This window comes from Photorhabdus antumapuensis, from assembly GCF_020387775.1.
In the GTDB taxonomy this organism is placed as follows: domain Bacteria; phylum Pseudomonadota; class Gammaproteobacteria; order Enterobacterales; family Enterobacteriaceae; genus Photorhabdus; species Photorhabdus antumapuensis.
The window spans coordinates 1-26,261 of the sequence record NZ_JAHZMK010000059.1 but is presented as its reverse complement, the minus strand read 5'-3'; the positions used below and the strand labels follow the sequence as shown (position 1 = coordinate 26,261).

Sequence of the window (26,261 nt, the reverse complement as noted above, 5' to 3'; positions counted from 1 at the left end):
GAAATTGCAAAAAATCCCTGGCAGTATCCGGATGCGTCAGGAACTGCTTAAAAATAGCATCATGCAATGTAGGCGTGGTGTTTTTCTTCATCGTTCATCATATTCCTAAAACTCCAAGCTCAACTTTAACACACCCTACAGATATTCACATAGGGGGCTACTCACCTCAACCCCCGGGCTCAATTAAACGTCGCCAACTAAAAACCACATTATGGTCAGTAATAGGATAACCATCAGACCACTTTATCCTTTCTCTTAAATGAAATAATCACACTTTATTATCTTTAGTTTCCCAATTGACTGCTAAATCGGGATTTAAATTACCATTAATAGCTGTGTCAATTAATCCACTAAAGAAGTCGTGAATAATATCAAATTCAACATCACTTTTAACTTTATGGACATCAAGAGATGCAGGCTCTGAACTATTATTATGACGAACAATATTCTGGTTAGTTGCCAGTTGTGTACCAGGTGGAATAATTGCTGCATGAGATAATGTAAAGCTTCCAAATATAATTCCGGCGAATAAAGATATATTTTTTTATTGTCTTTTTTATCGTCATTTTTCCAATAAAACTTCGTTTTTTAATATTGATGTTGCAAACTGAGCAATATCTGATATTACCTCGATTGTAAATAATCCTGCCGAGGAATAGCCCCGAATCTTTTCTTTTAGTTAAAAAAATCCTCGATCCTGCTCACAGAACGGCATATTTTCCTGAACAGGCGTGTCGAAAGTTATATCTATGTATCTAATTACTCTTTTATTTTTGTTTTTTAGTTGAGAAATTAACAGCTATATAGCAATTGAATATATTAGGTTATAGGTTATATTTTATATTATCCCATCCATCAGGAGGTAATTATGGCGGTACCAACGCTCAGGCATTTTATTAATAGTCAGTATGTTGAATCTAAAGGTTCCGAATATTTTGACCTAGTCAGCCCGGTCACTGGTGAAACCTATGCGCGTTCTCCTAACGCGACTGTTGCGGATGTTGATGAAGCTTATGCATCGGCGAAAGAGGCATCTAAGAGCTGGCGGCGTAGCACACCGTCAGCACGTCAGCAGGCGTTGCTGGCATTAGCTGATGCGGTGGAAAAAAACGCTGAACGTCTGATCGAAGCGCAAAGCCGCAATACGGGGCAGCTCAAGCATCTGATTGCCTCTGAAGAAGTTGCGGCATCAGTGGATCATATCCGTTTCTTCGCTGGCGCCGCTCGTTTTCTGGAAGGCAAAGCGACTGCTGAATATCTTCCTGATATGACGACCAGTATCCGGCGTGAACCACTGGGTGTGGTGGGGCAAGTTACGCCGTGGAACTACCCGCTGATGATGGCAGTATGGAAGATAGCGCCTGCGCTGGCAGCGGGTAATACTGTGGTACTCAAACCGAGCGATACCACGCCGGAAAGTACTCTGTTGCTGGCTGAACTGGCCGCTCCGTTCTTCCCTATAGGTGCATTCAACGTGGTGTTGGGTAATGCCAGCGCGGGTGCTCTGGTCGTTTCACACAAAACGCCAGCTATGGTTTCCATCACGGGTTCCGTGCGCGCAGGTTTGCAGGTCGCCTCTTCGGCGGCGGCTAATCTCACCAGAGCACATTTGGAGCTAGGTGGCAAAGCGCCAGTGGTTGTTTTCGCCGATGCAGATATGGATAAAGCGGTGGAGACCATTGCTATCGCGGGGTATTTCAACGCGGGTCAGGATTGTACGGCAGCCTCGCGTGTGCTGGTGCATGAATCTGTTTACGATACCTTCGTCGCCAAACTGGTGGCGGCAGCTAAAGCTACCCGCTTTGGCTATCCGGAAGATGAAAAGGCGCTGTATGGGCCGCTCAATAATGCTCGTCAGCTGGAGCAGGTCAAAGGGTTCATTGCGCGTTTGCCCGCTCATGCCTGTATTGAAACAGGAGGCCGTCAGGCCGAACGTTCGGGTTATTACTTTGAACCTACGGTAATTACCGGTCTGGAACAGCACGACGAAGCAATCCAGAGCGAGATTTTTGGCCCGGTTATCACGGTGCAGAAGTTCCGCGATGAACAGGATGCCATAGAGAAAGCTAACGACGTGGAATACGGACTGGCCTCCAGTGTCTGGACCCGCGATCATGGCCGCGCGTTGCGTTTGTCACGTGAACTCGATTTCGGTACCGTCTGGATTAACACCCATATTCCCCTTACGGCAGAAGCGCCGCACGGCGGTTTCAAGAGCTCCGGATATGGTAAAGATCTGTCGGCTTACGGCTTCGATGAATATACGCGTATCAAACATGTGATGAGTTCCAACGACTGACACAGGACATCCGTAATGATTCAGAATAGATCTCCACGCGACTTAGTGTCGCGTGCGCACCACGAGCTGTTTACTGACCGTGATGTAGGGGCGCTTGAGCGTTATTTTGCGCCACATTTCATCGAACATTCCCCGTTGATCAAAGAGGGTCTTGCCGGATTGCGTGAGCGGGTCTGGACACATCCTGAACTGCACCATGAAACGTATCGTGTACTGCAAGATGGTGATCTGGTTGCCATCCACGGTCGTTTTACGGGATTGGACGACTGGCCGTTGGTCGGTTTCGATCTGTACCGGGTTGCTGATGGCTTAATCGTAGAGCACTGGGACGGCCTGGTGCCGCAAGCTGCACCCAACGTCAGTGGCCGGACTCAGTTAGACGGCCCGACTGAAGCAGGCCATGACCATGACCGAGAGAAGAATCGCGAACTGGTGGTCAACTTTTTTACACGTACCTTGATCGAGGGTCACTACGAAGAGTTTGGAAACTACACTAATGGTGAATTGTTTCGCCAGCACAGCCCCGATATTCCCGATGGTACGGCTGCGGTCATCTCGTTTCTTAAGCAACTCAGGGATGAAGGGCAGGGTCTGCATTATGCCAAAATTCACCGTACGGTAGCCGATGGGCAGTTTGTTCTGACCCATTCGGAGGGGAGTATCGCCGGAGCGCGTTACAGCTACTTCGAGCTATGGCGCATTGAGAACGGCAAAGTGGCTGAACTTTGGGATGCTATCACCCCGGTACCGGAGGATGCAAAAGCGCTGCATCGCCACGGTATTTTTTAGAGCGCGAAGTTTGCGGTCACGACGCAACGGATGCCTGTCTGCTGAAGCTCGCTTATTTCAGATTGCTGAGGAATTTTCATTTATGACTGAATCTATGTTAGCCAAAAGACGCAGCGCGGCTATTGCAAAAGGCGTGGGCGTGACCACACAAGTCTATGCGGAGCGTGCGGAAAACGCTGAAATTTGGGACGTTCAGGGGCAACGTTATATCGATTTTGCCGCCGGTATCGCCGTGGTGAATACCGGCCACCGCCATCCGCGCGTCATTGCGGCAGCCAGAGAACAACTGGAACAGTTTACCCACACCTGTCATCAGGTGGTGCCTTACGAAAATTATGTGGCGCTGGCCGAACGTCTGAACCACCTGGTGCCTGGTAATTTTGCGAAGAAGACCGTTTTTGTCACTACCGGGGCCGAGGCGGTGGAAAATGCCGTGAAGATAGCGCGTGCCGCTACCGGGCGCACGGGCGTGGTAGCTTTCAGCGGCGCTTTCCATGGCCGTACCTTCCTCGGTATGTCATTAACCGGCAAAGTTGCACCGTACAAAATGGGGTTCGGTCCGTTGGTTAGCGACGTTTACCGTGTTCCGTTTCCGGTTGGGCTGCATGGCATTAGTGTGGAACAAACGCTGAATGCGCTGGAAAATCTCTTTAAAGCCGACATTGAGCCCACGCGCGTCGCTGCCATCATCATCGAACCGGTACAGGGCGAAGGCGGTTTCTATCCTGCTCCTCCCGAGTTGCTCAAAGCTCTGCGTGAGATCGCCGATTGCCACGGCATTGTTCTTATCGCCGATGAGATCCAGACCGGTTTCGCGCGTACAGGCAAACTGTTTGCCATGGAGCATTATGAGGTTGTTGCCGATCTGACCACTATGGCGAAAGGTCTGGCGGGCGGTTTGCCGCTGGCGGCTGTAACGGGACGTGCAGAGTTGATGGACGCTGTAGTGCCTGGTGGTCTGGGGGGAACTTATGGTGGTAACCCGGTGGCGATTGCGGCCGCCCATGCGGTGCTGGATGTGATCGAAGAAGAAAAGCTGAATGTGCGGGCGACGCAGTTGGGAGACCAGCTAAAACAGCGTCTGCATGAACTGCGACCGCGTGTCCCGCAGATCGCCGACGTGCGTGGGCTCGGGCTGATGATTGCGGTGGAGTTTAACCATGCGGACAGTCCGGAACCCGATGCCAGCTTTACCAACGCGGTACGTCAGAAAGCGCTGGAGCGTGGTCTGATCCTGCTGATGTGCGGTGTACACGGCAACGTGATCCGTTTCCTTCCGCCGCTGACCATACAAAATAACGTTTTTAATGAGGCGCTCGACATTCTGGAGTCTGTGCTGCTCGATCTGACTGAACAGTAGATAGAACCTGCTGCCTCACAAGAGGGGGATAACAATGCACTGGTATTTAAATGTATTAAAGAACTATGCATGCTTCAGGGGGCGAGCCAGGCGTAAGGAGTTTTGGTATTTCTTACTGTTCCAGATCCTAGCTGTATTTATTATCTCTTTCCTTGAAAGCTACTTTGCCGTTGCCAATCCTGAAGTTTATATGGGCTGGTTCAGCGCTGTCTATCTGCTACTCACGTTTTTGCCCGCGCTAGCAGTGAATGCCCGCCGCCTGCACGACATCAACTGTAGCGCTTGGTGGTTACTGCTGCATCTCATACCGTTTATCGGCACTGTTACCCTGCTGATTCTCGCCGGTCTGAAAGGGAGCTCTGGCAGCAATAAATACAGCTCAGATAGCCGGATTCACTCATAGGGAAACTCTCCAGATCAGGCCAACGGGTGATTTCAAGATCATGACAGGAGTACTGAAATGACAATGAATAGAAGAGACTTTATCTCTACCGTCGCGACGCTCGCGGGGGCGGGAGTGCTTTCATCCGTACTTCCCAACGTATCCCTGTTTGCCCGGACCTTAACCGCGGCCGATGCTCCGGCCGTCAATGTTGATAAGCTCCGGCCAACACTGTTGGAGGATGCGCAGCATAGAGCCAGTCGGTTGGGGCTGGATCCGCGCATCTGGAGCTGGCATAAAGACGCTGCTGCTGCTGCCATGCCAGCCAACTATTATGAAGCGTCTTTGGCTGACTGGTCAGCTTTTGGAAGCCTGCCTGGAGACCAGAACTGCGAGGTTGTGGTTATCGGCGGTGGGTTGCTGGGGGCTTCCACGGCATTGCATCTTGCTGAAGCGGGAGTGGACGTGATTCTGGTTGAAAAGGATAACATTGGTTCAGGCGCTTCTGGCCGCAACGGGGGACAGATAACCCCTGGGATCGCACGTTGGGATGCTAAAACCATGCTGGAAAAACTTTCATTCGATGAGGCTAAACGCTTATGGCGTTTTGCATCTGTTGAAGCGATGAATCTCGTGGATGAACTCCGTGAGCGTTATAGTTTCGAATGTGACCGCAAATATGGTCATATCACTGCTGCGGTGCACGCAGGTCACATGGGGCCGCTGGTGGCTAATGCCGATGCCCGGCGCCAGATGGGAGATACGGCGATGAGGGTTATCGGACCGCACGAATTACAGGAAGAGTATGTGCGTTCGAGCATCTACCATGGAGCAAATATCGACAATATCGGTGGGCAGGTTCAGCCTCTGGCACTGTTGCGTGGCCTGGTTTATGGTTTTGCCAGATTGGGTGGGCGAATCTATGACAACACCAAAGTGAAGGGCATCAGGAAGGATGCCGGTGGCACAGTCGTAGAAACTGAGCGGGGGGTTATCAGGGCAAGTAAAGCCGTGGTGTTGGGGGTGCATGTCTCCACGGGTGAGTTTATCTCCGGTCCTTCCACCACGGTGCCTTTTTTTTCCTATGTGGCGGTAACGCCGCCATTGCCAGTAGATGTCAAAGAGCTGATCCCGTCAGATCTGCCGGTCTATGATACACAGTTACAGGTCGACTACTATCGTGCGGTGCGCAACAACCGCCTGCTGTTCGGTGGACAGGGTACTGGCAACTCCTGGTCACCGCGTGATGTGAACAACTATCTGCTTGAGCGTATCAGAACCGTGTTCCCGCAGTTGGAAAAAACCGAACTGGAATATTCCTGGGGCGGGATCAGCGATCTGACCCTGAACGGTGCCATCGATGCCAGCAAGAGCGGCGACAAAGTACCCGTGTATATGGTACATGGCTGGAGTGGTCATGGAGTGGCGCAGACGGTGCGCATTGGCAAAGCTATCAGCGACGATCTTACCAGACGCAACGACGACCTTACCATGCTTACTTGCATTGACCACGCGAGTATCCCGCTGGGTTCCTATCTCTCTCCGGTAGCCATTCCGTTGGCTAAGGGTGTTCTGGGAGTGATAAGCACGCTTAATCCGGCAGATATGGTTTCGTTCTGAGCAGCAAGGCGTAGGGTTTCGGAAAACAGAGATTTTAAATTAAAGACATGACTGTCAGTCAATAGAAATATTTCATGGGAATGTTATAAATTGAAAATAATAACGTCAATTATATTTTTTCATGGCGATAATATAAACATAAATGGAATTAACACGGGAAACATTAAAAACAAATGTTATTGACGTCTATTATTCAATTGACAATTTATCTTTATAATTAAGGATAATGAAATTTTTGGCATTGGTGATTCAAGATGAGTAGCACTAAAACAGTCAGTATCCAACATGTTATTAATAATCAAAAATTTTCGAAAGTTCAATGGCAAGTATTAATTCTATGTTTCTTAATTGTTGTTATTGATGGTTTTGACACGGTATTAATGGGGTATATTGCACCCGCAGTGGTCAATGATTTTAAAGTGGAAGGTGCTATTCTTGGGCCGACGATGAGCGCCGCTCTTTTTGGGTTATCGTTGGGCTCGATTTTTTCTGGTCCACTTGCAGATAGGTTTGGTCGAAAGTCAGTGCTGACAATATCCGTCACTGTTTTTGGCCTGCTTAGTCTTGCTACCGCTGTTGCAGATTCGATACAGACATTAACTATTTTGCGTTTTTTGACTGGGTTAGGTCTTGGTGCGGCAATGTCAAATGCAATAACCTTAATATCTGAATATGCACCAGAGAATCGGCGATCCTTGTTAATAAATATCGTTTTTTGTGGTTTTCCTCTTGGTGCAGCGGTAGGCGGGGTGATTTCCGCATGGATTATTCCACATTTTGGTTGGCAGGGCGTTTTGATTTTAGGAGGTATTCTGCCGTTGTTTCTATCGCTATTTCTCTTGTTTTTATTACCTGAATCACTTAGGTATTTGGTTTTGAAAGGGGGGGCAGAAGATAATATAAGACGAATTTTGTCTAAAATGACCGGTAATACTTTAAATGATATAAACAAGTTTACCTTTGATGAAGAAGAAATTATACATAAGTCGTCGATTAAAACAGTTTTATCCGATCGATTCTTACTCGGGACGATAATGTTATGGATAACTTATTGTATGGGAGCATTGGTTTTTTATCTTCTGACAAGTTGGATGCCGTTTTTAATGAATGATGTTGGTTTCAGTATTAGCATGGCGGCAACACTGACAGCATTATTTCCTTTGGGAGGTGTAATAAGCACGATATTTTCCGGTTGGTTAATGGATCGAATTAATCCTCATAAAGTGGTTGCAACTAATTATTTACTAACTGGTATTTTTGTCTTTTTTATTGGTCAAGAAGAGAATGTATTGTTATTGAGTATGTTTATATTTCTTGCCGGGATAGCGATGAATGGTGCTCAGGCGTCGATGGGGGCAATTGTCGCACAATTTTATCCTACTCATTGTAGGGCAACGGGCGTTGCTTGGATGCTAGGGTTTGGCAGATTTGGTGGGATTTTCGGTGCCTTATTTGGCGCGGAATTGATCAAACTTGAATTAAGTCATAGCACTATTTTTGCCATTTTATCCATTCCAGCTATTGTAGCGGCTTTATCATTAACATTTAAGGATGTGAGTTATAGAAGGCATAAATAGATAATTTTATAAAAATAACAGCTGGTTAATATATTCTAAATGGCTAACTGTGAATAATTTAAATATAAGAATCTGAGGGGATGCTTTGTTGTCAATTACTTGGTGGAGATATATTGGATTATAAGTATTAGTGCCTATCCTAATAGCCTTATTGGGATAGGAAGTTAATACCCATGTTATTTTAAAATAATATCAATTATAAAGTTTAAATTAATGTTGTTATTGGTTTTTTATGATTTTAATAAATGGTTTAATATGGGCATTTAGTTATAAATATATGTGGTGAGAAAGTTATTTTTATATTTAAATTTTGAATGAGATGTAAGGTGCCTTAAAATTAAATTATTTAAATGGGAGGATGTTTATTTTGTGCGATAGTAAATATTATTGAATAATATATAGATTGCGCTGTGTATTATTATGAAGCAATGGAAAATTAAGTTATTTTAATTTGAAATTGTTTCTTGGTGGTTCTGGATATAATGGAATTTATATTTTCTTCATGTTATAGTTATTATAAACAATATGTGATCAAGTTAAATATAATTTATATTTATCCATTTGTGGTATATTTGTTAGCGGTATTGTCTTATTGTTGAAAAATAATTTTTTATGAATTATTTTTAGCTTGTCGTTATATTTTGATATAATTGAATGCACAGGATTATTTTATACCACTTGAATAAGTGTATTTTGAATTAGTATATCCCTATGGATTTCAAGACGCATCGCGACGGCAAGGGAGAGAATCCCCGGGAACATAGCGAACTATGTGACCGGGGTGAGCGAGTGCAGCCAACAAAGAGGCAACTTGAAAGATAACGGGTATATCCCTTTATTATTGGGGCGGAGGGTTATTTCACAGGTGATTATCAAAGTAATATTTTGATAATTAAATATAAATTGATCTGTTTTATCTTTAAAATACTTAATTTGTTTTTGAAATTATTTTAATTAGGTATTAATTGAAAACAGATAAAATTAAAGGTTATTTGGCAATTATGGATAATAAGGTTAAGTTTTTAATTATGGAATTCAGCGTCAGTCAACAAAAATTGCAGTGAATTAATCGGGCCGTGGTATCCCGTATTTGAGTTGCTTGGATGGATAGCAGATGTGTCTATTTTTATTTTTGGGCAAGAAGTAGGAGAGAAACATTAGTGATGACTGTCGGGAATGACGGTTCTCAAATTTCTAACAGATTCGTTGAGGTAGTAGTAGATGAAAAATAATATTGCTAAAGTGGGAAGTGCGTTTAAAACTCAGACGTCAGAAAATATAACCGACGCAAATGACGTTTCACAACAAACTCGAAATACAAAGAATATCCTTCAGAGACTCACATCCAGTGAATTATTCTGGTATGAGCGTCTTGCTGCTTTGCAACCCCTCCAGTTACCTTTCGAAACCGCCGGAGAACAAACAGAACCCAGATGGGCAATGAGTGCTTGGCAACCTCCTCTGCCAAAAAATGGTGAAGAGGAGCCATGGCGCACGTTGTTGCAGACTTTTGTCATTTACCTTGCACGTTTGACTCAGCAGACCGTATTCCAAATTGGTTGGAGCGTGGATAAGGTAAAAGATGAATCGGCAAATCTGGCGCCGGTGGTGCCTATGGCCGTTGAGGTAGCGTTTGATAAGCCTTGGCGTGAGATAGCTGGCTGGGTTGATGACGAGCTATCCCGGTTAGCGCAGCACGGTACATTTAGTTGTGATCTCTTCTCTTGCTCTCCTTCATTGCATGCTATCCCGGCGTTGGCAACAAGCCGGCCGTGGCAAATCGCCGTCTCGTTGATAAAGGGTGATAGGCCACGTGATCAAAAGGTATCCGGTGAATTGCTGACCCTCCAGATAAATGCACTGGGGGGTTTTCGCTGGATCTACGATGAAAGCCGCCTGAGCACGGAAGTCATTTTGCGGATGAGCGAGCACTTACAGGTGCTGGCAGCATCGAAAAGGATGGGGGATGAAATTCCCGTCGGGCAGCTTAATTTGTTGCCTGAGGCTGAACGCACATTGCTACTGGAAACTTGGAACGCGATTGAAACCCCTTATCCTGATCCGTTATGTATTCATCAGTTATTTGAGCAACAGGTAGCGCAAACTCCAGAGGCCACGGCGTTAGAGTATCAAGGGCAGCGTTTCAGTTACGCTGAATTAAATGCTGGCGCTAACCGGCTGGCGCACCAATTGATTGCATTGGGTGTAATACCGGACCAGCGGGTAGCGATTTGTGTGGCACGCTCCCCGGCGATGGTGGTGGCGCTGATGGCGGTGCTGAAAGCGGGTGGGGCCTATGTGCCGCTGGACTCAACCTACCCGGCGGAACGTCTGGCGTATATCCTAAATGATACTGCCCCGTCAGTGGTATTGGCTGATGCGATCGGGCGGGCAGCGTTGGGTGACGTCGTGCCGGCCGGGTTGACCGTGCTTGACCCGAATATCCTACCTGACCAACCGGACAGCAATCCATTGGTGACTGCATTGACACCACAGCATCTGGCCTATGTGATTTACACCTCCGGTTCAACCGGGCAGCCGAAAGGGGTGATGATAGAACATCAGGCGATTTATCAACGTTATCTGGGCTTTAATGACACCTATGTCGTCACTGAACAAGATCGGGTGTTGCAATTTGCTGCTTTTGTGTTTGATGTTTCAGTAGAGGAATTTTTCTCGGTATTGTGTAACGGGGCCACACTGGTTATCCGGGATGATAGCTGGCTGGCTTCGGTACGGGAATTTATTGCTTTAACCCGGCAACATCGTATTACGATTGTTTCTCTGCCGACCTTATTCTGGTCTGAACTGGCGGCCAGAGATCCAGGGTTACCGCTGCCGGATTGCCTCCGGCTTGTCATGATTGGTGGTGAGGCGGTAAAAAAGAACGCCGTTCAGGACTGGTTTGCGCAGGAAGGTCACCGGCCCCGGTTGTTGAACGGTTATGGCCCGACGGAAAATACCGTGACGGTGACCTACAAGGAGATATTATCCCCGGAAGATGCCCGTTCTATCGGGCGGCCGGTTAAAAATTCCCGCATCTATCTGTTGGACAGAGAGGGGCATCCGGTTCCATTGGGTGGCATTGGCGAAATGTACATTGGCGGCGTGGGTGTGGCACGGGGTTATCTGAACCGACCTACATTGAGCGCGGAACGTTTTCTGTCGGATCCCTTTAGTTCGGAATCCAATGCGCGGATGTATCGCTCCGGGGATTTGGCTCGCTTTCTGCCGGACGGTGAGCTGGAATTCCTGGGCCGTAACGATGAGCAGGTTAAAATCCGTGGCTTCCGGGTTGAGTTGGGGGAAATTGAAACCCGTTTGGTGGAACACCCGGCGGTACAAGAGGCGGCGGTGCTGGCATTGGATGACGGGCAGCACAAACGGCTGGTCGCCTATGTAGCGGCGGAAGCGCATGAGAGATTGGCTGCTGATTTACGTGAATACTTGAGTGCGATTTTACCTGACTATATGGTTCCGGTAGCTTTTGTGCGTCTGGATACCTTCCCGCAGACCCCGAGCGGTAAGCTGGATCGCCGGGCATTACCGGCGCCAGGAGAGGAAGATTTTGTCCGTCAGATTTATGAAGCCCCACAAGGAGAGGCTGAGATCGCTTTGGCGGCTATCTGGCGTGAATTATTGGGCATTAAGCAGATAAGCCGACATGACAGTTTCTTTGCGTTGGGCGGCCATTCACTGCTCGCTGTACGCATGATTGAACGCCTGCGTCACTTGGGGTTGACACTGACGGCGCGTGATCTGTTCCAGTCTCCGGTGCTATCAGAACTGGCTCAAGCGTTGGGGCAGCATCAGGCCGTGATAATACCGCCTAACGTCATCACTCCAGCCACCACGGCGCTGACGCCGGAGATGTTGCCGCTGATTGATCTGACTCAGACTGATATTGATCGCATCGTTGAACTGGTCCCGGATGGGATGACCAATATTCAGGATATCTATGCGCTGTCGCCGTTGCAGGACGGTATCCTGTTCCACCACCTGTTGGAACAGGAAGGCGACCCGTATCTGTTGCTCTACCCGGTGGTCTTTGCTAACCGGTCTCTGCTGGACCGTTATCTGGCGGCGGTGCAACAGGCGATTGATCGTCATGACATCCTGCGGACGGCTTTTATTTGGCAAGGATTGTCAGCCCCGGCACAAGTGGTTTGGCGCCGGGCACGATTGCCCGTGACGGAACTGACGCTAGACTCGGCTGACGGCCCAGTCATTGACCAGTTAACCCGGCGCTTTGATCCGAGTCAGTATCGTCTTGATCTGGGGCAGGCCCCGTTATTGCATTTTGTTATCGCTCAGGAAACTGATGGTCGTTGGTTCTTACTGGAATTACAACATCACTTGATTGGCGATCATGAAACGATGGAAGTGATGCACCGTGAGGTGCGGGCGTATTTTGCCGGGCAGGAAGAGCATCTGCCTGCGCCGGCCCCTTTCCGCAATCTGGTGGCTCAGTCCCGGCTGGGGGTGAGTCAGGCAGCACATACCCGTTTCTTTACCGACATGTTGGCGGAGGTGGATGAGCCAACGTTGCCATTCGGGCTGGCGGAGGTGCATCGTGATGGATCTCGAATGACGGAATCCCACCGGATGCTGACGACTACGTTAAATGATCGCCTGCGCAGTCAGGCTCGGCGTTTGGGTGTTAGTCTGGCGGCGTTGTGTCATCTGGCTTGGGCGCAGGTACTGTCGCGTACCAGTGGTCAGGAAAAAGTGGTATTTGGCACCGTTCTGTTTGGGCGTATGGCGGCAGGGGAAGGGGCAGACAATGGCATGGGGCTGTTTATGAATACCCTGCCGTTGCGACTGGATATTGACGAGACCCCGGTACAGGATAGCGTACGTACGGTGCATCTACGATTGGCTGAATTGCTGGAGCATGAGCATGCTTCACTGGCGCTGGCCCAGCGGTGCAGTGGGGTACAGGGGGAAAGCCCACTTTTTAGTGCCCTGTTTAACTATCGCCATAATGAGCAACCGGCGGCGTTGGATGAGACAATGGCCGGGATTGAATTCCTGGGCGAACAGGAACGGACTAACTATCCATTTGGACTGTCGGTGGAGGATGGGGGTTCCACGTTGGGGCTGACCGCTCAGGTGGTGCAGCCGTTTGAGCCAGATCGGCTATGCGGTTATATGCAACAGGCGCTGGAAAGTCTGGTGGAAGCGCTTGAACAGGCCCCGGAGACGCCAGTACGTATGCTGAATGTCCTACCTGAAATGGAACGTATACTGTTACTGGAAACCTTGAATGCCACGGAAACCCCGTATCCTGACCCATTATGTATTCACCAACTGTTTGAGCAACAGGCAGAGAAAACCCCGGAAGCGACCGCGTTAGTATATGAAGAACAGACTCTCAGTTATGCCGAATTAAATGCTCGCGCCAACTGCCTTGCCCATCAACTGATTGCATTGGGCGTTATACCGGATCAACGGGTGGCGATTTGCTTGGCACGCTCCCCAGCGATAGTGGTGGCTTTGTTGGCGGTGCTGAAAGCGGGCGGGGCTTATGTGCCGCTGGACCCGACTTATCCGGGAGAACGTCTGGCGTATATCCTGAATGATACCGCCCCATCAGTAGTATTGGTTGATGAAGCTGGCCGGGCGGCGCTTGGCGAACAGGCACTGGCCGGGCTGACGGTACTTGACTCGAATATCCTACCAGACCAGCCGGACAGTAACCCGCAGGTAGCCGAGCTGACGCCACAACATCTGGCTTATGTTATCTATACCTCCGGTTCAACCGGGCAGCCGAAAGGGGTGATGATAGAACATCAGGCGCTGTATCAACGTCATCTGGGTTTTAATGATACCTATGCAGTCACTGCGCAAGACCGATTATTACAATTTGCCTCTTTTGCGTTTGATGTTTCGGTAGAGGAGTGCTGCTTGTCACTGTGTAATGGCGCCATGTTAGTGATGCGTGATGAGCGTTGGTTAACTTCTATGCAGGAATTTATTGCCTTAGCCGGGCAAAACCGTATCACAGTGATGTCTCTGCCGGCGTTGTTTTGGTCCGAACTGGTTGCCAGAGACAATGGATTACCGTTACCAGATTGCCTCAGACTCATCATTATTGGGGGTGAGGCGGTGAAAAAGAGCGCCGTTCAGGATTGGTTTACGCGGGAAGTCCATCGTCCTCGACTGTTGAACGCTTATGGCCCGACAGAAAATACCGTGACGGCGACCTGTAAGGCGATATTATTCCCGACAGATGATCGTTCTATCGGCCGACCAGTTAAAAATACCTGTATTTACCTGCTGGACAAATACGGTCAACCTGTTCCATTAGGCTGCGTTGGCGAAATGTATATTGGCGGCGTGGGGGTGGCCCGGAATTATCTTAACCAGCCGGAATTGAGTGCGGAACGTTTTATAGCCGATCCCTTTAGTCTGGTATCCGGTGCGCGGATGTATCGCACTGGCGATTTGGCCCGTTACTTGCCGGATGGTGAGCTGGAATTCCTGGGCCGTAATGACGAACAGGTAAAAATTCGAGGCTTCCGAATTGAACTGGGGGAGATTGAAACTCGGTTGATGGAACACCCGGCGGTACAAGAGGCGGCGGTGCTGGCATTGGATGACGGGCAGCACAAACGGCTGGTCGCCTATGTGGCAGCGGAAGCGCATGAGAGATTGGCTGCTGATTTACGTGAATACCTGAGTGCCATTTTACCTGACTATATGGTGCCGGTAGCCTTTGTACATCTGGATACCTTCCCGCAGACCCCGAATGGCAAGCTAGATCGCCGGGCATTACCGGCACCGCGGGAGGAAGATTTTGCCCGTCAAGTCTATGAAGTGCCGCAAGGGGAAGCTGAGATCGCCCTGGCGGCTATCTGGAGTGAGTTATTGGGTATTGAACAGATTAGCCGACATGACAGCTTCTTTGTGTTGGGCGGCCATTCACTGCTCGCTGTACGCATGATTGAACGCCTGCGTCACTTGGGGTTAACACTGGCGGCGCGAGATCTGTTCCAATTTCCGGTGCTGTCAGACTTGGCCCAAACATTGGGACAGCATCAGGTTGTAGTGGTGCCGCCTAACGTCATCACTCCGGCCACTACAGCACTGACGCCGGAAATGTTGCCGCTGATTGATCTGACTCAGACTGATATTGATCGCGTCGTCGGGCAGGTGCCGGGTGGCGTCGCTAATATTCAGGATATCTATGCCCTGTCACCGTTGCAGGACGGTATCCTGTTCCATCACCTGCTGGAACAAGCAGGCGACCCATATCTGTTGCTCTATCCGGTGATCTTTGAGAATCGCTCTCTATTGGACCGTTATTTGGCGGCGGTACAACAGGCGATTGATCGCCATGACATCCTGCGTACTGCGTTTATCTGGCAAGGATTATCCGTTCCGGCGCAAGTGGTCTGGCGTCAGGCACGGTTGCCTGTGACGGAACTGACGCTAGACCCGGCTGACGGTCCAGTCATTGACCAGTTAACTCGGCGTTTTGATCCGGGGCATTATCGTCTTAATTTGAGTCAGGCACCGCTACTGCATTTTGTCATCACCCAGGAAACCGATGGCCGCTGGTTCTTACTGGAATTGCAGCATCACTTGATTGGCGACCATGAAACGATGGAAGTGATGCACCGTGAAGTGCAGGCGCATTTTTCAGGGCAGGGGGATAGTCTGCCTGCGCCGGTTCCTTTCCGCAATCTGGTGGCTCAGACCCGGTTGAAGGGGGATCAGGCAGCACATACTCGTTTCTTTACCGACATGTTGGCGGAGGTGGATGAGCCAACATTCCCATTCGGACTGACAGAGGTGCATCGTGACGGATCTCAAATGAGGGAATCTCATCGGATGTTGGCACCTGAGCTGAATGGCCGTTTGCGCAGTTTGGCTCGGCGTTTGGGTGTCAGTCTGGCGGCGTTGTGTCATCTGGCTTGGGCACAGGTACTGTCGCATACCAGTGGTCAAGAGAAAGTGGTGTTTGGCACCGTCCTGTTTGGGCGCATGGAAGCGGGAGAAGGGGCAGACAATGGTATGGGGCTGTTTATGAATACCTTGCCGTTGCGACTGGATATCGATGATACCCCGGTACAGGATAGCGTGCGTGCGGTGCATCTGCGACTGGCCGGGTTGCTGGAGCATGAGCATGCCTCACTGGCGCTGGCCCAGCGGTGCAGTGGTATTGCCAGCGGTACGCCACTCTTTAGTGCTCTGTTCAACTATCGACATAATGCCTTATCGGCAACGTCGGATGACGTCATCAGAGGTATTGAATTTCTGGATGGACAGGAACGAACCAACTATCCATTTGGACTGTCGGTGGAGGATGGGGGTTCCACGTTGGGGCTGACTGCTCTGGTGGTGCAGCCATTTGAGCCAGATCGACTATGCGGTTATATGCAGCAGGCGTTGGAAAGTCTGGTGGAAGCGCTTGAACAGGCCCCGGAGACGCCGGTACGTGCGCTGAACATCCTGCCTGAAACGGAACGTACCTTGTTACTGGAAACTTGGAACGCTACTGAAAACCCTTATCCTGACCCATTATGTATTCACCAACTGTTTGAGCAACAGGCAGAGAAAACCCCGGAAGCGACTGCGTTAGTGTATGAAGAGCAGTGTTTCAGCTATGCCGAATTAAATGCTCGCGCCAACCGCCTTGCCCATCAACTGATTGCATTGGGTGTCATACCGGATCAGCGAGTGGCGATTTGCATGGCACGTTCACCGGCGATAGTGGTGGCTTTGTTGGCGGTGCTGAAAGCGGGCGGGGTTTATGTGCCGCTGGACCCGACTTATCCGGGAGAACGTCTGGCGTATATTTTGGATGATATCGCCCCGTCAGTGGTACTGGTTGATGAAGCTGGCCGGGCGGCGCTTGGCGAAGAAGCGCTTACTGGGTTGACTGTACTTACGCCGAATACCCTGCCAGACCAGCCGGACAGTAACCCACAGGTAACCGGGTTGATGCCACAACATCTGGCTTATGTTATCTACACTTCCGGTTCAACCGGGCAGCCGAAAGGAGTGATGATAGAACATCAGGCGTTGTATCAACGTCATCTGGGTTTTAATGAGACCTATGCAGTTACTGCGCAAGACCGGTTGTTACAATTTGCCTCTTTTGCGTTTGATGTTTCAGTAGAAGAATGCTGCTTGTCATTGTGTAATGGCGCCACATTGGTCATGCGTGATGAGCGCTGGCTGACTTCTATGCAGGAATTTATTGCCTTAGCTTGGCAGAACCGTATCACAGTGATGTCGCTGCCGGCGTTATTTTGGTCTGAACTGATTGCCAGAGACAATACATTACCGCTACCGGATTGCCTCAGATTCATCATTATTGGGGGTGAAGCCGTTAAAAAGAGCGCTATTCAAGACTGGTTTGCGCGGGAAACCTACCGACCTCGACTATTGAACGCCTATGGCCCGACGGAAAATACCGTGACGGCGACCTGTAAGGAGATATTAGCCCCGGCTGATGACAGTTCTATCGGTCAGCCGCTTAAAAATACCTGCATCTACCTACTGGACAGAGACGGTCAACCTGTCCCATTAGGCTGCGTTGGCGAAATGTATATTGGTGGCGTCGGGGTTGCACGGGGTTATCTTAACCAGCCGGAATTGAGCACGGAACGTTTTATAGCCGATCCCTTTAGTCCGGTATCCGGTGCGCGGATGTATCGCACGGGGGATTTGGCCCGTTACTTACCGGACGGCAATCTGGAATTTCTGGGCCGTAACGACGAGCAGGTTAAAATTCGGGGCTTTCGGATTGAACTGGGGGAGATTGAAATCCAGTTGTTGGAACACCCGGCGGTGCAAGAGGCGGCGGTGTTGGTGTGGGAGGATGATCAGGACAAGTGTTTGGTCGCCTATGTGGTAGCGGAAGCGAATGAAGGTCTGACTGCCAGTTTGCGTGCTCATCTGAGTACCGTTTTGCCAGATTATATGGTGCCGTCAGCTTTTGTGCGTCTGGATACCTTCCCGCAAACCCCGAACGGCAAGCTAGATCGCCGGGCATTACCCGCGCCAGAGAAGGGAGATTTTTCCCGTCAGATCTATGAAGCGCCGCAAGGAGAGACAGAAACTACATTGGCGGCGATTTGGTGTGAGTTATTGGGTGTCGAACAGGTTAGTCGACATGACAACTTCTTCGTATTAGGCGGCCATTCACTGCTCGCTATGCGAATGACGAATATTGCCGCGGGTCGAGGGATGGTTTGCACATTGAATACCTTGTTCCAATTCCCGGTGCTGGCTGAACTGGCTGCAAAAATCACCTCGGATTTACTGTCACAACCGCAAAACAGCGCCATATCGGTACGACCTGATGGAACAAGGTTGCCGCTGTTCTTTGTTCCCAGTGGCATGGGTGACTATTCCTATGCTTTCGGGTTGGCTCAGCATATTCCGTTGGGCTATCCGATTTATGCGCTGCCTTGGCCGTCCATCAGTGAAGAACCGATGTCAACGATGGAAGAGCAGGCTGCCAGAATGATCACCTTGATGAAAACCGTTCAACCGGTAGGTCCATATCGGATAGGGGGTTACTCTTCTGGTGGGATATTGGCTTATGCCATTGCCCAACAGCTTTTGAGTGCTGGCGAACGGGTTAATTTCCTGGGGCTGATTGACACGCTTGCTCCTCATTGCTTTGGTCAGCAGATAGCGCAACCCAAACATCAATTTTTTGCTGAGTTGGTCAGACAATTAGGGGAAGAACATTCTGAAGAGATTGCGGCATTGTATCAGCGAATCGATGAATTGAATTTGGTGCAGTTTATTGCAGCGGCGCAGGAACTGGCGTTATATCCCGTCAATCTGAGTGCTGACTTAATGGCGAAGCGTTGGGAACAGATGGAGCATTACGAACAAGTCGTCAGAAATTATGAGCCACCAGCATTAGCGGTAACTCTGCATCAGTTTTATGCGGTAGAGCCTTCCCCATCTATTTCTTTTATGACGGATGAAAAGTCAGAGCCTTTAAATATCGATCCGTCGCTGGGTTGGGCGCAGATAATAGCTGATACTTCGCTTAAGCTCGTTGCTATTCCGGGTGACCACTTTAGTGTATTGGAAAATGATGAGAATAAAATGGCTTTAGCTCAGGCCCTAAATATGGCGCTGGCAATCAGTGATGAAGGGGAGGCGGTGTAATATTGGTATATTGATATATTAATAATTTAACCTTGATATAATAATCCGGTATATATTGTTTATACCGGATTGTTTTTATACCCGATTTGGCGGTAAGTCATGAAGGTCGATATTCATCACATAAGCCCAATCCTGTCCAGAGTGGTTTTTTCTCTACCAACAACAGATCCTGTTGTTCCTTTTTCTGAGCTTGCTGCTGCACCTAGAGCGTTATTCTCCGCATGCAACGCTTCTTTTTCAATCAAGCTGGTTACAGCATGGGTATCAGGTTTAGCATTACTTAACAGCGGTTTTGAGGCATGATTTTATTCTTCTGGAAGGAGTCATATGTTGTCTAACAAAGATTGATATCGACGGCCCAGCCGGGCATCAAGCCCAGAGATAGAAAAATTGTGGAGATATCTATGCCTATGAAAGCCGAGGAGTTCAATTAATAAAAATCCTGATCTATGCTGCCTTCCGCCTTCAAGATTTCCAGAAAACGCTGGTAGGCGGTTTCATCCAGTTCGAGGATATCATCAAGAAGTTTTTCCTTAATAAGTGCTGAATGATAGATACCGTCGATTCCATTATTCTGGAAATATATAAAATCACCTGACAAATTATGCTCTATTACTTCTATTTGTTTAGCGTCATATGCAAGTAATCCTCCATAATTTCTGGGCATTCCCAAAAACAATGTATCTCCATTCACCCAATAAATAGCATATACATCAATGAGTAAACCTTGATTTTTTATTTTCATTACTTCTTCCCTTCTATTATTGATGTTCCTGGTTGCAACGGATTACGTTGTGGGGTAGTAATCTTCATATCATATGCCTTTCCGGTAATTGAATTATATTGATAATGTATTGTTATATTGGAACCGTCTGGAAGTTGATGGTTAACTTGCATTTTTTGGAAACCTGCTGATTCAGGGAATCTGGGGGCATTATTCATTCTAGGTAATGTTTGGCCTTTTGATGGATTTGTCTTAACTTGATTCCAGAGGATTTGCTCATTCAAATCTCTTGGGGTAGTAAATTGCTGTCCTGGTTTAGCAGTCGATATTGTTTCAGCATTCTTAATAAGTTGCTGATTATAGACAGAATTAACCTCTTTTTTACTGAGATTGTCTGTATTTTTATTATTCTTCCCAATCCTGTCCAGAGTGGTTTTTTCTCTACCAACAACAGATCCTGTTGTTCCTTTTTCTGAGCTTGCTGCTGCACCTAGAGCGTTATTCTCCGCATACAACGCTTCTTTTTCAATCAAACTAGCTACGACATGAGTATCAGGTTTAGCATTACTTAACAGTGGTTTTGAGGCATGACTCAACTCTTCTGCTAAATTCTTCGCTCCTTCTTTGGTGTTACCTAATACTTTTACGGCTCCAGCAGCCAAAACGCCGGTCCCAACCGCCGCTTCTGGTGCAACCGCATCAGCAACAAAAATCCCCACGTTATTCAGGCACAGCGCCGGATTGGCTTTACAACCTTCAAGCGCAATACGCCCTGCCGTTGCCATTTCAGCCGAACCCGCAATCAATATACGACCGCCATAAACCAGCGCATAGCCGCCTGCCGCCACGGCGGTGACGGCAATCGCTGCATTCCGCCGCGCAACAACGCGCTCTTTCGCCGCTTTATCCCCTTTCTCTGCCGCTAAGATATCTTTTTGATTATCTGCCGATAACTGATGCAACATATGCTCAGTCATGTTATTGCGATAGACAAGCTCTGCGCTGTTTGCTGCGCTATAAGCTCCTTCCGGGGTATGGCTAATCAGTATCCAGACCTCAATTCACCATTAAAGGGTTCTGACTGGAACAGCTCGGTTCTTATGCTGGCAGACCAGTTGTCATAGAAATAGAAGAATATAACCCCGATTGGATGAACTGCACCTTAATCAGTTTTTTTGGGGCAATTCACATGATCGGGGAATATTGATTTTATATTGGCACTTTTGCCAGTAGCTCATTAACTTTAGTTGTATCTTCTGGATGAGGTTTTAGATACTTTTCACAAGCTAATCTGACATAGTGATAACAAGTTTCTTCACTGACTGTTATTGTATCTTCATCAGTTGGCGGATAACCAACGGCAAACCTGCCACTAGGAGCCTAAATAATTGCCAGTACCATCCGACCATAGAATGGCTGGAACTTCATAAAAATATATGTTCAGATTTTCATCATCTTCATGAGATATACCTTCAGGCCAACATTCACGAAGATAGCGGATTATTGTATTACTATCAGTTTTCCAATGAGCAATATTATGACCTAAAGGATCTGTTGGTTCACAAAAGCGTATAATATCCTTATCCAACAATATCTTCAATGTGATAAAAAACATTTCCTTATATGCTGGTAAATCATAACCAGGATTCCAGCCTACAATTGAACTAAACAGGCCAGACAACCATAATCCTCTAGAGTCATTAACTATTTGCTCAAAATTAGGTACAAGTTTCATAAAGCACCTCACTTCAAAAATTTAATCTCAACAGGAGCGTTAGGTTTACCTATACCTCTTGGTATATCAATGGTCCACACGCTTCCTGTTTCACTGGATGATATTGAAAAGTCCCTTAAGTTAAATGTACCTTTAGGGGTTTTAACTGTATAAATATTTCCTTTACCAGGAATGCTTCTTCCTGCTGGTAAATTTTTACTTCCAGTAAGCTCCATAAAATACTGTTTAACTTCAGCCTCTGAAGCACCACTAAATATTTTCGCATTTCCTTTATTTGGCATCTCCATCAATGTTCTATCACCGATCTGAATCCCCATTCTTGGGTGATTATATTCAAATAATTCTGATATTTCATTTACTCGTATATTTGCAGGTTGATTCCGTGTATTTTCAATCAAGCTAGCTACAGCATGGGTATCAGGTTTAGCATTACTTAACAGCGGTTTTGAGGCATGATTCAACTCTTCTGCCAGATTTTTCGCACCTTCTTTGCTGTTACCTAATACTTTTACGGCTCCCGTCGCCAAAACGCCAGTCCCAACAGCCGCTTCCGGTGCAACCGCATCAGCAACAAAAATCCCCACGTTATTCAGGCACAGCGCCGGATTGGCTTTACAGCCTTCAAGCGCAATACGCCCTGCCGTTGCCATTTCAGCCGAGCCCGCAATCAATATACGACCGCCATAAACCAGCGCATAACCGCCTGCCGCCACAGCGGGTGACGGCAATCGCTGCATCCTGCCGTGCAATGACACGCTCTTCCGCCGCTTTATCCCCTTTCTCTGCCGCTAAGATATCTTTTTGATTATCTGCCGATAACTGATACAACATATGCTCAGTCATGTTATTGCGATAGACAAGCTCTGCGCTGTTTGCTGCGCTATAAGCGCCTTCCGAGGTATGGCTAATAGTGCCCAGACCTCAATTCACCATTAAAAGGTTCTGACTGGAACAGCTCGGTTCTTATGCTGGCAGACCAGTTGTCATAGAAATAGAAGAATATAACCCCGATTGGATGAACTGCACCTTAATCAGTTAGTATCTAACTTTTGGGGGGCAGTTCACATGACCGGGGAATATTGATTTTATATTGGTATTTTTGCCAATAGCTCATTAACCTTATCCATATTTTCTGGATGAAGTTCAAGATACTTTTCACAGGCCAATCTGACATAGTGATAACAGATTTCTTCACTGACTGTTATCGTATCTTCATCAGTTGGCGGATAACCGACAACAAACTGAACACCTTCAAAATGATCTTCTTCATCATAACTGTTCATATCTGGAAAATGGCAATATGCTCCATCAGTACTAAATCCTATTTTTTTAATAAGATAACCTATAGCTTCTAAAAGTCGATTATCACTATACATAATATCAAAATACGTTGTAATCATCTCATTAGAATCATAGTCGATTTGTTCAAATAATTTAATATTCATTATCTACCTTATTTGGGATGAAAATTGCGAACTTCCCCAGTTATTTTGTCTACATAAATTCTAAAGGTAACTCCATTTACAGTTGCATCCGCAATTCCTTTAGAACTTGACATCGCATCTTTATATCCTTTAGTAGCAGCTTGTTGGCCTAAGTCTAATATTTTTTGATCTGTAAATACTTTCGGGTCATAGACTGTTTTAGTTTTTACTTCTGATTTATATCCAATTACATTACCTGCACGATCAAAGGCAGGCACTTGATATCTAATATTAGTCATCCCATTCACTCCTGTAGGTGTTTCACTCACAATTTTTACATTATATTGTTTGATAGCTGCATTAAACGCATCAGCATTGTGTGCCCCACTAATACCTGATTTTTGGGAAAAACCATCTACAGTCGCTAAGTGCCTTGGCTGGTTAATCTGGAAACTAATACCTTCTGGGGTTACGATGGTTGTCGTCCCCTTTCCAACATACAACTTCTCATTTTCAATCAAACTAGCTACGGCATGGGTATCAGGTTTAGCATTACTTAACAGCGGTTTTGAGGCATGACTCAATCCTTCTGCCAGATCCTTCGCACCTTCTTTGCTGTTACCTATTAGGGGTGATTTATGGCCTGTTATTCAAACAAATAACAAGCCATAAAAAAATGCTATGTGGATTTATTTCCCCTCTTAGAAAGAAACGTTGGCCTTTTGCGATACCCTATTTTATTGCTCGGATTTATGATTTAACCGATACAACGACTAAAAGCCAATCTGAGAGCTGCACCAATTTCCTCCGAAGAACTATCTATCGGAAGAACAACATAATCAGATTCTTTAATTATATCACCGCTCCAAGCTTCAAGCTTTTCGTGGTAACTTGGCTCAATGCTTATTAAGCCATTAATACAATGAATAGTGCAGTTTTTCATGCCCTTGAATAAGGCGCGTTTAGTTTTATAACCATACCTCTCCATGAGCATGCCTACTTTTTCGTTATATCTCTCTTTTCCATTTCCAAGATCAAAAAAAACCACACGTTCATCAAGAGAGGTTAATGTTCGACTATCTGACAGAGCTTGTATCAGTGTTTCACCGATATCTCTATTATTAGCATCCGGTGCAAGTAGATGGCGGGGAAATAAAGGATCGATCCCAACCATTCCGAATCCAGAATAAGTCTCAATAAGTAAAAACTCATTAGTGCTGTAGCAACCAGCCCAATAATCCTGATCTTTGTTGAACATCATCATTTCACCTGTGTTACTGTGACCTTAACACCCTGATTTATCCCGTATTCAATAGCCCGATTTATTTCTGACCATTGAGCCTTTGTTGTATTCGCCGGAACTGCTAATCTGATTTCTCTATTAGCAATCATTGAAGTATTCAATTTCCTATCTAATAAAGTATAAGTCTTGAACAACGAAGCAGCATCAATATTTCCTTTGAGCGAGCTATATATCTGATTTGGATTAACCAGTTTTGCCATAGTCTGAGTATCCATTGACTTCGCGCTAACTGCCGTTTTGGTTACACCATCATAATAATCAAAAGTCTTAAAGTTCTTCGGTAATCTGGCATCGGCAGGAAGCTGTGTTCCTACATAGTCCTCCCAAGGCATACCTTGTTTCATATTGCCTTTGCCCCATTGGATACCGGTTTCTTCAGCGGTGACGATCGCTGTTGCCGAGTTGCGCTCTATATACAACGTTTCTTTTTCAATCAAACTAGCTACGACATGAGTATCAGGTTTAGCATTACTTAACAGCGGTTTTGAGGCATGGTTCAACTCTTCTGCCAGATTTTTCGCCCCTTCTTTGGTGTTACCTAATACTTTTACGGCTCCAGCAGCCAAAACGCCGGTCCCAACAGCCGCTTCCGGCGCAACCGCATCAGCAACAAAAATCCCCACGTTATTCAGGCACAGCGCCGGATTGGCTTTACAGCCTTCAAGCGCAATACGCCCTGCCGTTGCCATTTCAGCCGAGCCCGCAATCAATATACGACCGCCATAAACCAGCGCATAGCCGCCTGCCGCCACGGCGGTGACGGCAATCGCTGCATTCCGCCGCGCAGTTATGCGCTCTTCCGCCGCTTTATCCCCTTTCTCTGCCGCTAAGATATCTTTTTGATTATCTACCGATAACTGATACAACATATGCTCAGTCATGTTATTACGATAGACAAGCTCCGCGCTGTTAGCCGCACTGTAAGCGCCTTCCGGGGTATGACTAATCAGGGCACCTGATAACGCTCCGATAAATTTAGCCGTCTGGGCCTTAGTTTCATTACCCGTCAGCGCTTCCTGAAGCTTATGAATTTGCCGCTCTGTTTCATTCTTATACGCTGGTTCAAATAGCCTGCTTTCCATGGTGATGGCGGCTAATTCAGCCGCCAGCGCGCCTACAGCCGCCCCTTTGGCATCACCGCCGCCAATCTCAGCAGCCAGGGCAGATATCGCAGCATGGCTAATCGCTTTACCCGGGACACCCAGAATCTGTCCCTTATCACCAATCAGCCTGGCGCCTTCCGCGTTAATCTGGTTACCCACATTGCTCAGTAGCGCCGCTTGCAGATTATCCGTAAAACTGCCCCCGTTAATCGCCGTCCCGATGGTTGAGCTCACGATGGATTGCGCCGCGACACGCTGAGCTGCCTGACTCCAGTTATTGTTACTCAATAAGGGAAGTTGCGCTTTTAGCGGATCGACAACGCCTTTTCCCTCCACTAATTTTCCCCAACCCATCGTGTGGTCTAAGCCCCCTAATGCGCCGCCCACCGCTATTTGGGTCACGAGGGATTTGACGGCTTCGCGCTTCGCTAAGGCAGCCAGTGTTTTGGTGAGATCCCCTTTATTTTCAACTAACGCCACCGCCGCCTGCGAGGTCAGCCCTATCATACCGCCATAAGCCGCCCCATAAACCGCGCTCGCCGTTGCTCCTGTGGCGCCTGTCGCCCCCACAGCGCCGCTTCCCGCCCAGGCAGCCAGGCCCGAACCCGCCGTGACCGCAGCAACGGCAATCGCCATCCCGCCCCCGCAACGGGGTTTAAGCTTTCGCTTTTTTTGTCCCAACTGCGGTAAGCGTCCTTAACCCGATTCCACTGGACATCATTGCGGTCTTGAAGATTTTTCAACCATTCCGTACCGGGGGCGTTACCCAGTACCCCTAACGCGTCTTCCAGTAACTGCCCCTC

Annotated in this window: 19 protein-coding genes and 2 pseudogenes; 8 read left to right on the top strand and 13 right to left on the bottom strand. The window is 47.7% G+C overall.

Translation table 11 applies throughout. The features are described from left to right. Together KZ793_RS20365 and KZ793_RS23005 are read right to left on the bottom strand one after the other, a co-directional pair. A partial coding sequence (locus KZ793_RS20365; protein ID WP_225816991.1) for an Rpn family recombination-promoting nuclease/putative transposase occupies window positions 1–91 on the bottom strand: 91 nt, incomplete at its 3' end. Between the two features lie 75 nt (window positions 92–166). Then, window positions 167–253 (bottom strand): annotated as a pseudogene (locus KZ793_RS23005) (hypothetical protein); the annotation flags it as partial. Window positions 254–868: 615 nt separating this feature from the next. Here KZ793_RS23005 and KZ793_RS20355 point away from each other — a divergent pair. The 8 genes from KZ793_RS20355 to KZ793_RS20320 all read left to right on the top strand — a co-directional run bounded on the left by KZ793_RS20355 (window position 869) and on the right by KZ793_RS20320 (window position 19,472). Beyond that, window positions 869–2,299 carry a gamma-aminobutyraldehyde dehydrogenase gene (locus KZ793_RS20355; protein WP_225816989.1) on the top strand — a complete coding sequence of 477 codons (1,431 nt, stop codon included), beginning with the start codon at window positions 869–871 and terminating at the stop codon, window positions 2,297–2,299. Window positions 2,300–2,344: 45 nt separating this feature from the next. Further along, window positions 2,345–3,088, top strand: a complete 744-nt coding sequence (locus tag KZ793_RS20350) for a nuclear transport factor 2 family protein (protein WP_225816988.1) — start codon at window positions 2,345–2,347, stop codon at window positions 3,086–3,088. An 82-nt stretch (window positions 3,089–3,170) separates the two neighbouring features. Next, window positions 3,171–4,448, top strand: a complete 1,278-nt coding sequence (locus tag KZ793_RS20345) for a 4-aminobutyrate--2-oxoglutarate transaminase (protein ID WP_225816987.1) — start codon at window positions 3,171–3,173, stop codon at window positions 4,446–4,448. Between the two features lie 34 nt (window positions 4,449–4,482). Beyond that, window positions 4,483–4,851: a DUF805 domain-containing protein gene (locus KZ793_RS20340; RefSeq protein WP_225816986.1), complete on the top strand. Its 369-nt coding sequence runs from the start codon at window positions 4,483–4,485 to the stop codon at window positions 4,849–4,851. Between the two features lie 57 nt (window positions 4,852–4,908). Continuing rightward, the gene (locus tag KZ793_RS20335; RefSeq protein ID WP_225816985.1) at window positions 4,909–6,450 is read left to right on the top strand and encodes an NAD(P)/FAD-dependent oxidoreductase; all 1,542 of its coding nucleotides are present in this window, start codon (window positions 4,909–4,911) and stop codon (window positions 6,448–6,450) included. A 254-nt stretch (window positions 6,451–6,704) separates the two neighbouring features. Further along, complete coding sequence (locus KZ793_RS20330) at window positions 6,705–8,027, top strand: MFS transporter (protein ID WP_225816984.1); 1,323 nt, start codon at window positions 6,705–6,707, stop codon at window positions 8,025–8,027. Window positions 8,028–9,248: 1,221 nt separating this feature from the next. After that, window positions 9,249–19,169: a non-ribosomal peptide synthetase gene (locus tag KZ793_RS20325; protein WP_225816983.1), complete on the top strand. Its 9,921-nt coding sequence runs from the start codon at window positions 9,249–9,251 to the stop codon at window positions 19,167–19,169. A 99-nt stretch (window positions 19,170–19,268) separates the two neighbouring features. Then, on the top strand, window positions 19,269–19,472 hold the full coding sequence (locus tag KZ793_RS20320) for a hypothetical protein (protein WP_225816982.1): 204 nt from the start codon (window positions 19,269–19,271) through the stop codon (window positions 19,470–19,472). Between the two features lie 127 nt (window positions 19,473–19,599). Here the strand turns inward: KZ793_RS20320 and KZ793_RS20315 are convergent, their stop codons facing one another. The 11 genes and pseudogenes from KZ793_RS20315 to KZ793_RS20265 all read right to left on the bottom strand — a co-directional run. Next, window positions 19,600–19,914 carry a hypothetical protein gene (locus tag KZ793_RS20315; RefSeq protein ID WP_225816981.1) on the bottom strand — a complete coding sequence of 105 codons (315 nt, stop codon included), beginning with the start codon at window positions 19,912–19,914 and terminating at the stop codon, window positions 19,600–19,602. After that, window positions 19,914–20,870 carry a hypothetical protein gene (locus tag KZ793_RS20310; protein ID WP_225816980.1) on the bottom strand — a complete coding sequence of 319 codons (957 nt, stop codon included), beginning with the start codon at window positions 20,868–20,870 and terminating at the stop codon, window positions 19,914–19,916. The genes KZ793_RS20315 and KZ793_RS20310 overlap by 1 nt, the downstream gene beginning before the upstream one ends. 232 nt (window positions 20,871–21,102) lie before the next feature. Next, window positions 21,103–21,249 (bottom strand): annotated as a pseudogene (gene cdiI / locus KZ793_RS20305) (ribonuclease toxin immunity protein CdiI); the annotation flags it as partial. Window positions 21,250–21,265: 16 nt separating this feature from the next. Continuing rightward, complete coding sequence (locus KZ793_RS20300) at window positions 21,266–21,628, bottom strand: hypothetical protein (protein ID WP_225816979.1); 363 nt, start codon at window positions 21,626–21,628, stop codon at window positions 21,266–21,268. 8 nt (window positions 21,629–21,636) lie between these two features. After that, window positions 21,637–22,278: a hypothetical protein gene (locus KZ793_RS20295; protein WP_225816978.1), complete on the bottom strand. Its 642-nt coding sequence runs from the start codon at window positions 22,276–22,278 to the stop codon at window positions 21,637–21,639. Window position 22,279: 1 nt separating this feature from the next. Further along, a complete protein-coding gene (locus KZ793_RS20290) occupies window positions 22,280–22,471 on the bottom strand; it encodes a hypothetical protein (RefSeq protein ID WP_225816977.1) in 192 nt (63 codons plus the stop codon). A gap of 242 nt (window positions 22,472–22,713) precedes the next feature. Next, on the bottom strand, window positions 22,714–23,073 hold the full coding sequence (gene cdiI, locus KZ793_RS20285; RefSeq protein WP_225816976.1) for a ribonuclease toxin immunity protein CdiI: 360 nt from the start codon (window positions 23,071–23,073) through the stop codon (window positions 22,714–22,716). Window positions 23,074–23,081: 8 nt separating this feature from the next. Next, on the bottom strand, window positions 23,082–23,636 hold the full coding sequence (locus tag KZ793_RS20280; protein ID WP_317987490.1) for a CdiA family toxin C-terminal domain-containing protein: 555 nt from the start codon (window positions 23,634–23,636) through the stop codon (window positions 23,082–23,084). A gap of 173 nt (window positions 23,637–23,809) precedes the next feature. After that, window positions 23,810–24,313 carry a contact-dependent growth inhibition system immunity protein gene (locus tag KZ793_RS20275; RefSeq protein WP_225816975.1) on the bottom strand — a complete coding sequence of 168 codons (504 nt, stop codon included), beginning with the start codon at window positions 24,311–24,313 and terminating at the stop codon, window positions 23,810–23,812. Next, window positions 24,313–26,055, bottom strand: coding sequence for a DUF637 domain-containing protein (locus KZ793_RS20270; RefSeq protein WP_225816990.1), 1,743 nt, complete (start codon window positions 26,053–26,055; stop codon window positions 24,313–24,315). The genes KZ793_RS20275 and KZ793_RS20270 overlap by 1 nt, the downstream gene beginning before the upstream one ends. Beyond that, window positions 25,962–26,261 (bottom strand): hypothetical protein (locus KZ793_RS20265; protein WP_225816974.1); only part of this gene is annotated, 300 nt, incomplete at its 5' end. The genes KZ793_RS20270 and KZ793_RS20265, both read right to left, overlap by 94 nt.

Coding starts and splice junctions, on each gene's coding strand:
- KZ793_RS20345 (WP_225816987.1), top strand. CDS start 3,171: ATGACTGAATCTATGTTAGCCAAAAGACGCAGCGCGGCTATTGCAAAA.
- KZ793_RS20310 (WP_225816980.1), bottom strand. CDS start 20,870: ATGACTGAGCATATGTTGCATCAGTTATCGGCAGATAATCAAAAAGAT.
- KZ793_RS20295 (WP_225816978.1), bottom strand. CDS start 22,278: ATGGCAACGGCAGGGCGTATTGCGCTTGAAGGCTGTAAAGCCAATCCG.
- KZ793_RS20355 (WP_225816989.1), top strand. CDS start 869: ATGGCGGTACCAACGCTCAGGCATTTTATTAATAGTCAGTATGTTGAA.
- KZ793_RS20320 (WP_225816982.1), top strand. CDS start 19,269: ATGAAGGTCGATATTCATCACATAAGCCCAATCCTGTCCAGAGTGGTT.
- KZ793_RS20335 (WP_225816985.1), top strand. CDS start 4,909: ATGACAATGAATAGAAGAGACTTTATCTCTACCGTCGCGACGCTCGCG.
- KZ793_RS20290 (WP_225816977.1), bottom strand. CDS start 22,471: ATGACTGAGCATATGTTGTATCAGTTATCGGCAGATAATCAAAAAGAT.
- KZ793_RS20300 (WP_225816979.1), bottom strand. CDS start 21,628: ATGAAACTTGTACCTAATTTTGAGCAAATAGTTAATGACTCTAGAGGA.
- cdiI (WP_225816976.1), bottom strand. CDS start 23,073: ATGAATATTAAATTATTTGAACAAATCGACTATGATTCTAATGAGATG.
- KZ793_RS20315 (WP_225816981.1), bottom strand. CDS start 19,914: ATGAAAATAAAAAATCAAGGTTTACTCATTGATGTATATGCTATTTAT.
- KZ793_RS20340 (WP_225816986.1), top strand. CDS start 4,483: ATGCACTGGTATTTAAATGTATTAAAGAACTATGCATGCTTCAGGGGG.
- KZ793_RS20325 (WP_225816983.1), top strand. CDS start 9,249: ATGAAAAATAATATTGCTAAAGTGGGAAGTGCGTTTAAAACTCAGACG.
- KZ793_RS20275 (WP_225816975.1), bottom strand. CDS start 24,313: ATGATGTTCAACAAAGATCAGGATTATTGGGCTGGTTGCTACAGCACT.
- KZ793_RS20330 (WP_225816984.1), top strand. CDS start 6,705: ATGAGTAGCACTAAAACAGTCAGTATCCAACATGTTATTAATAATCAA.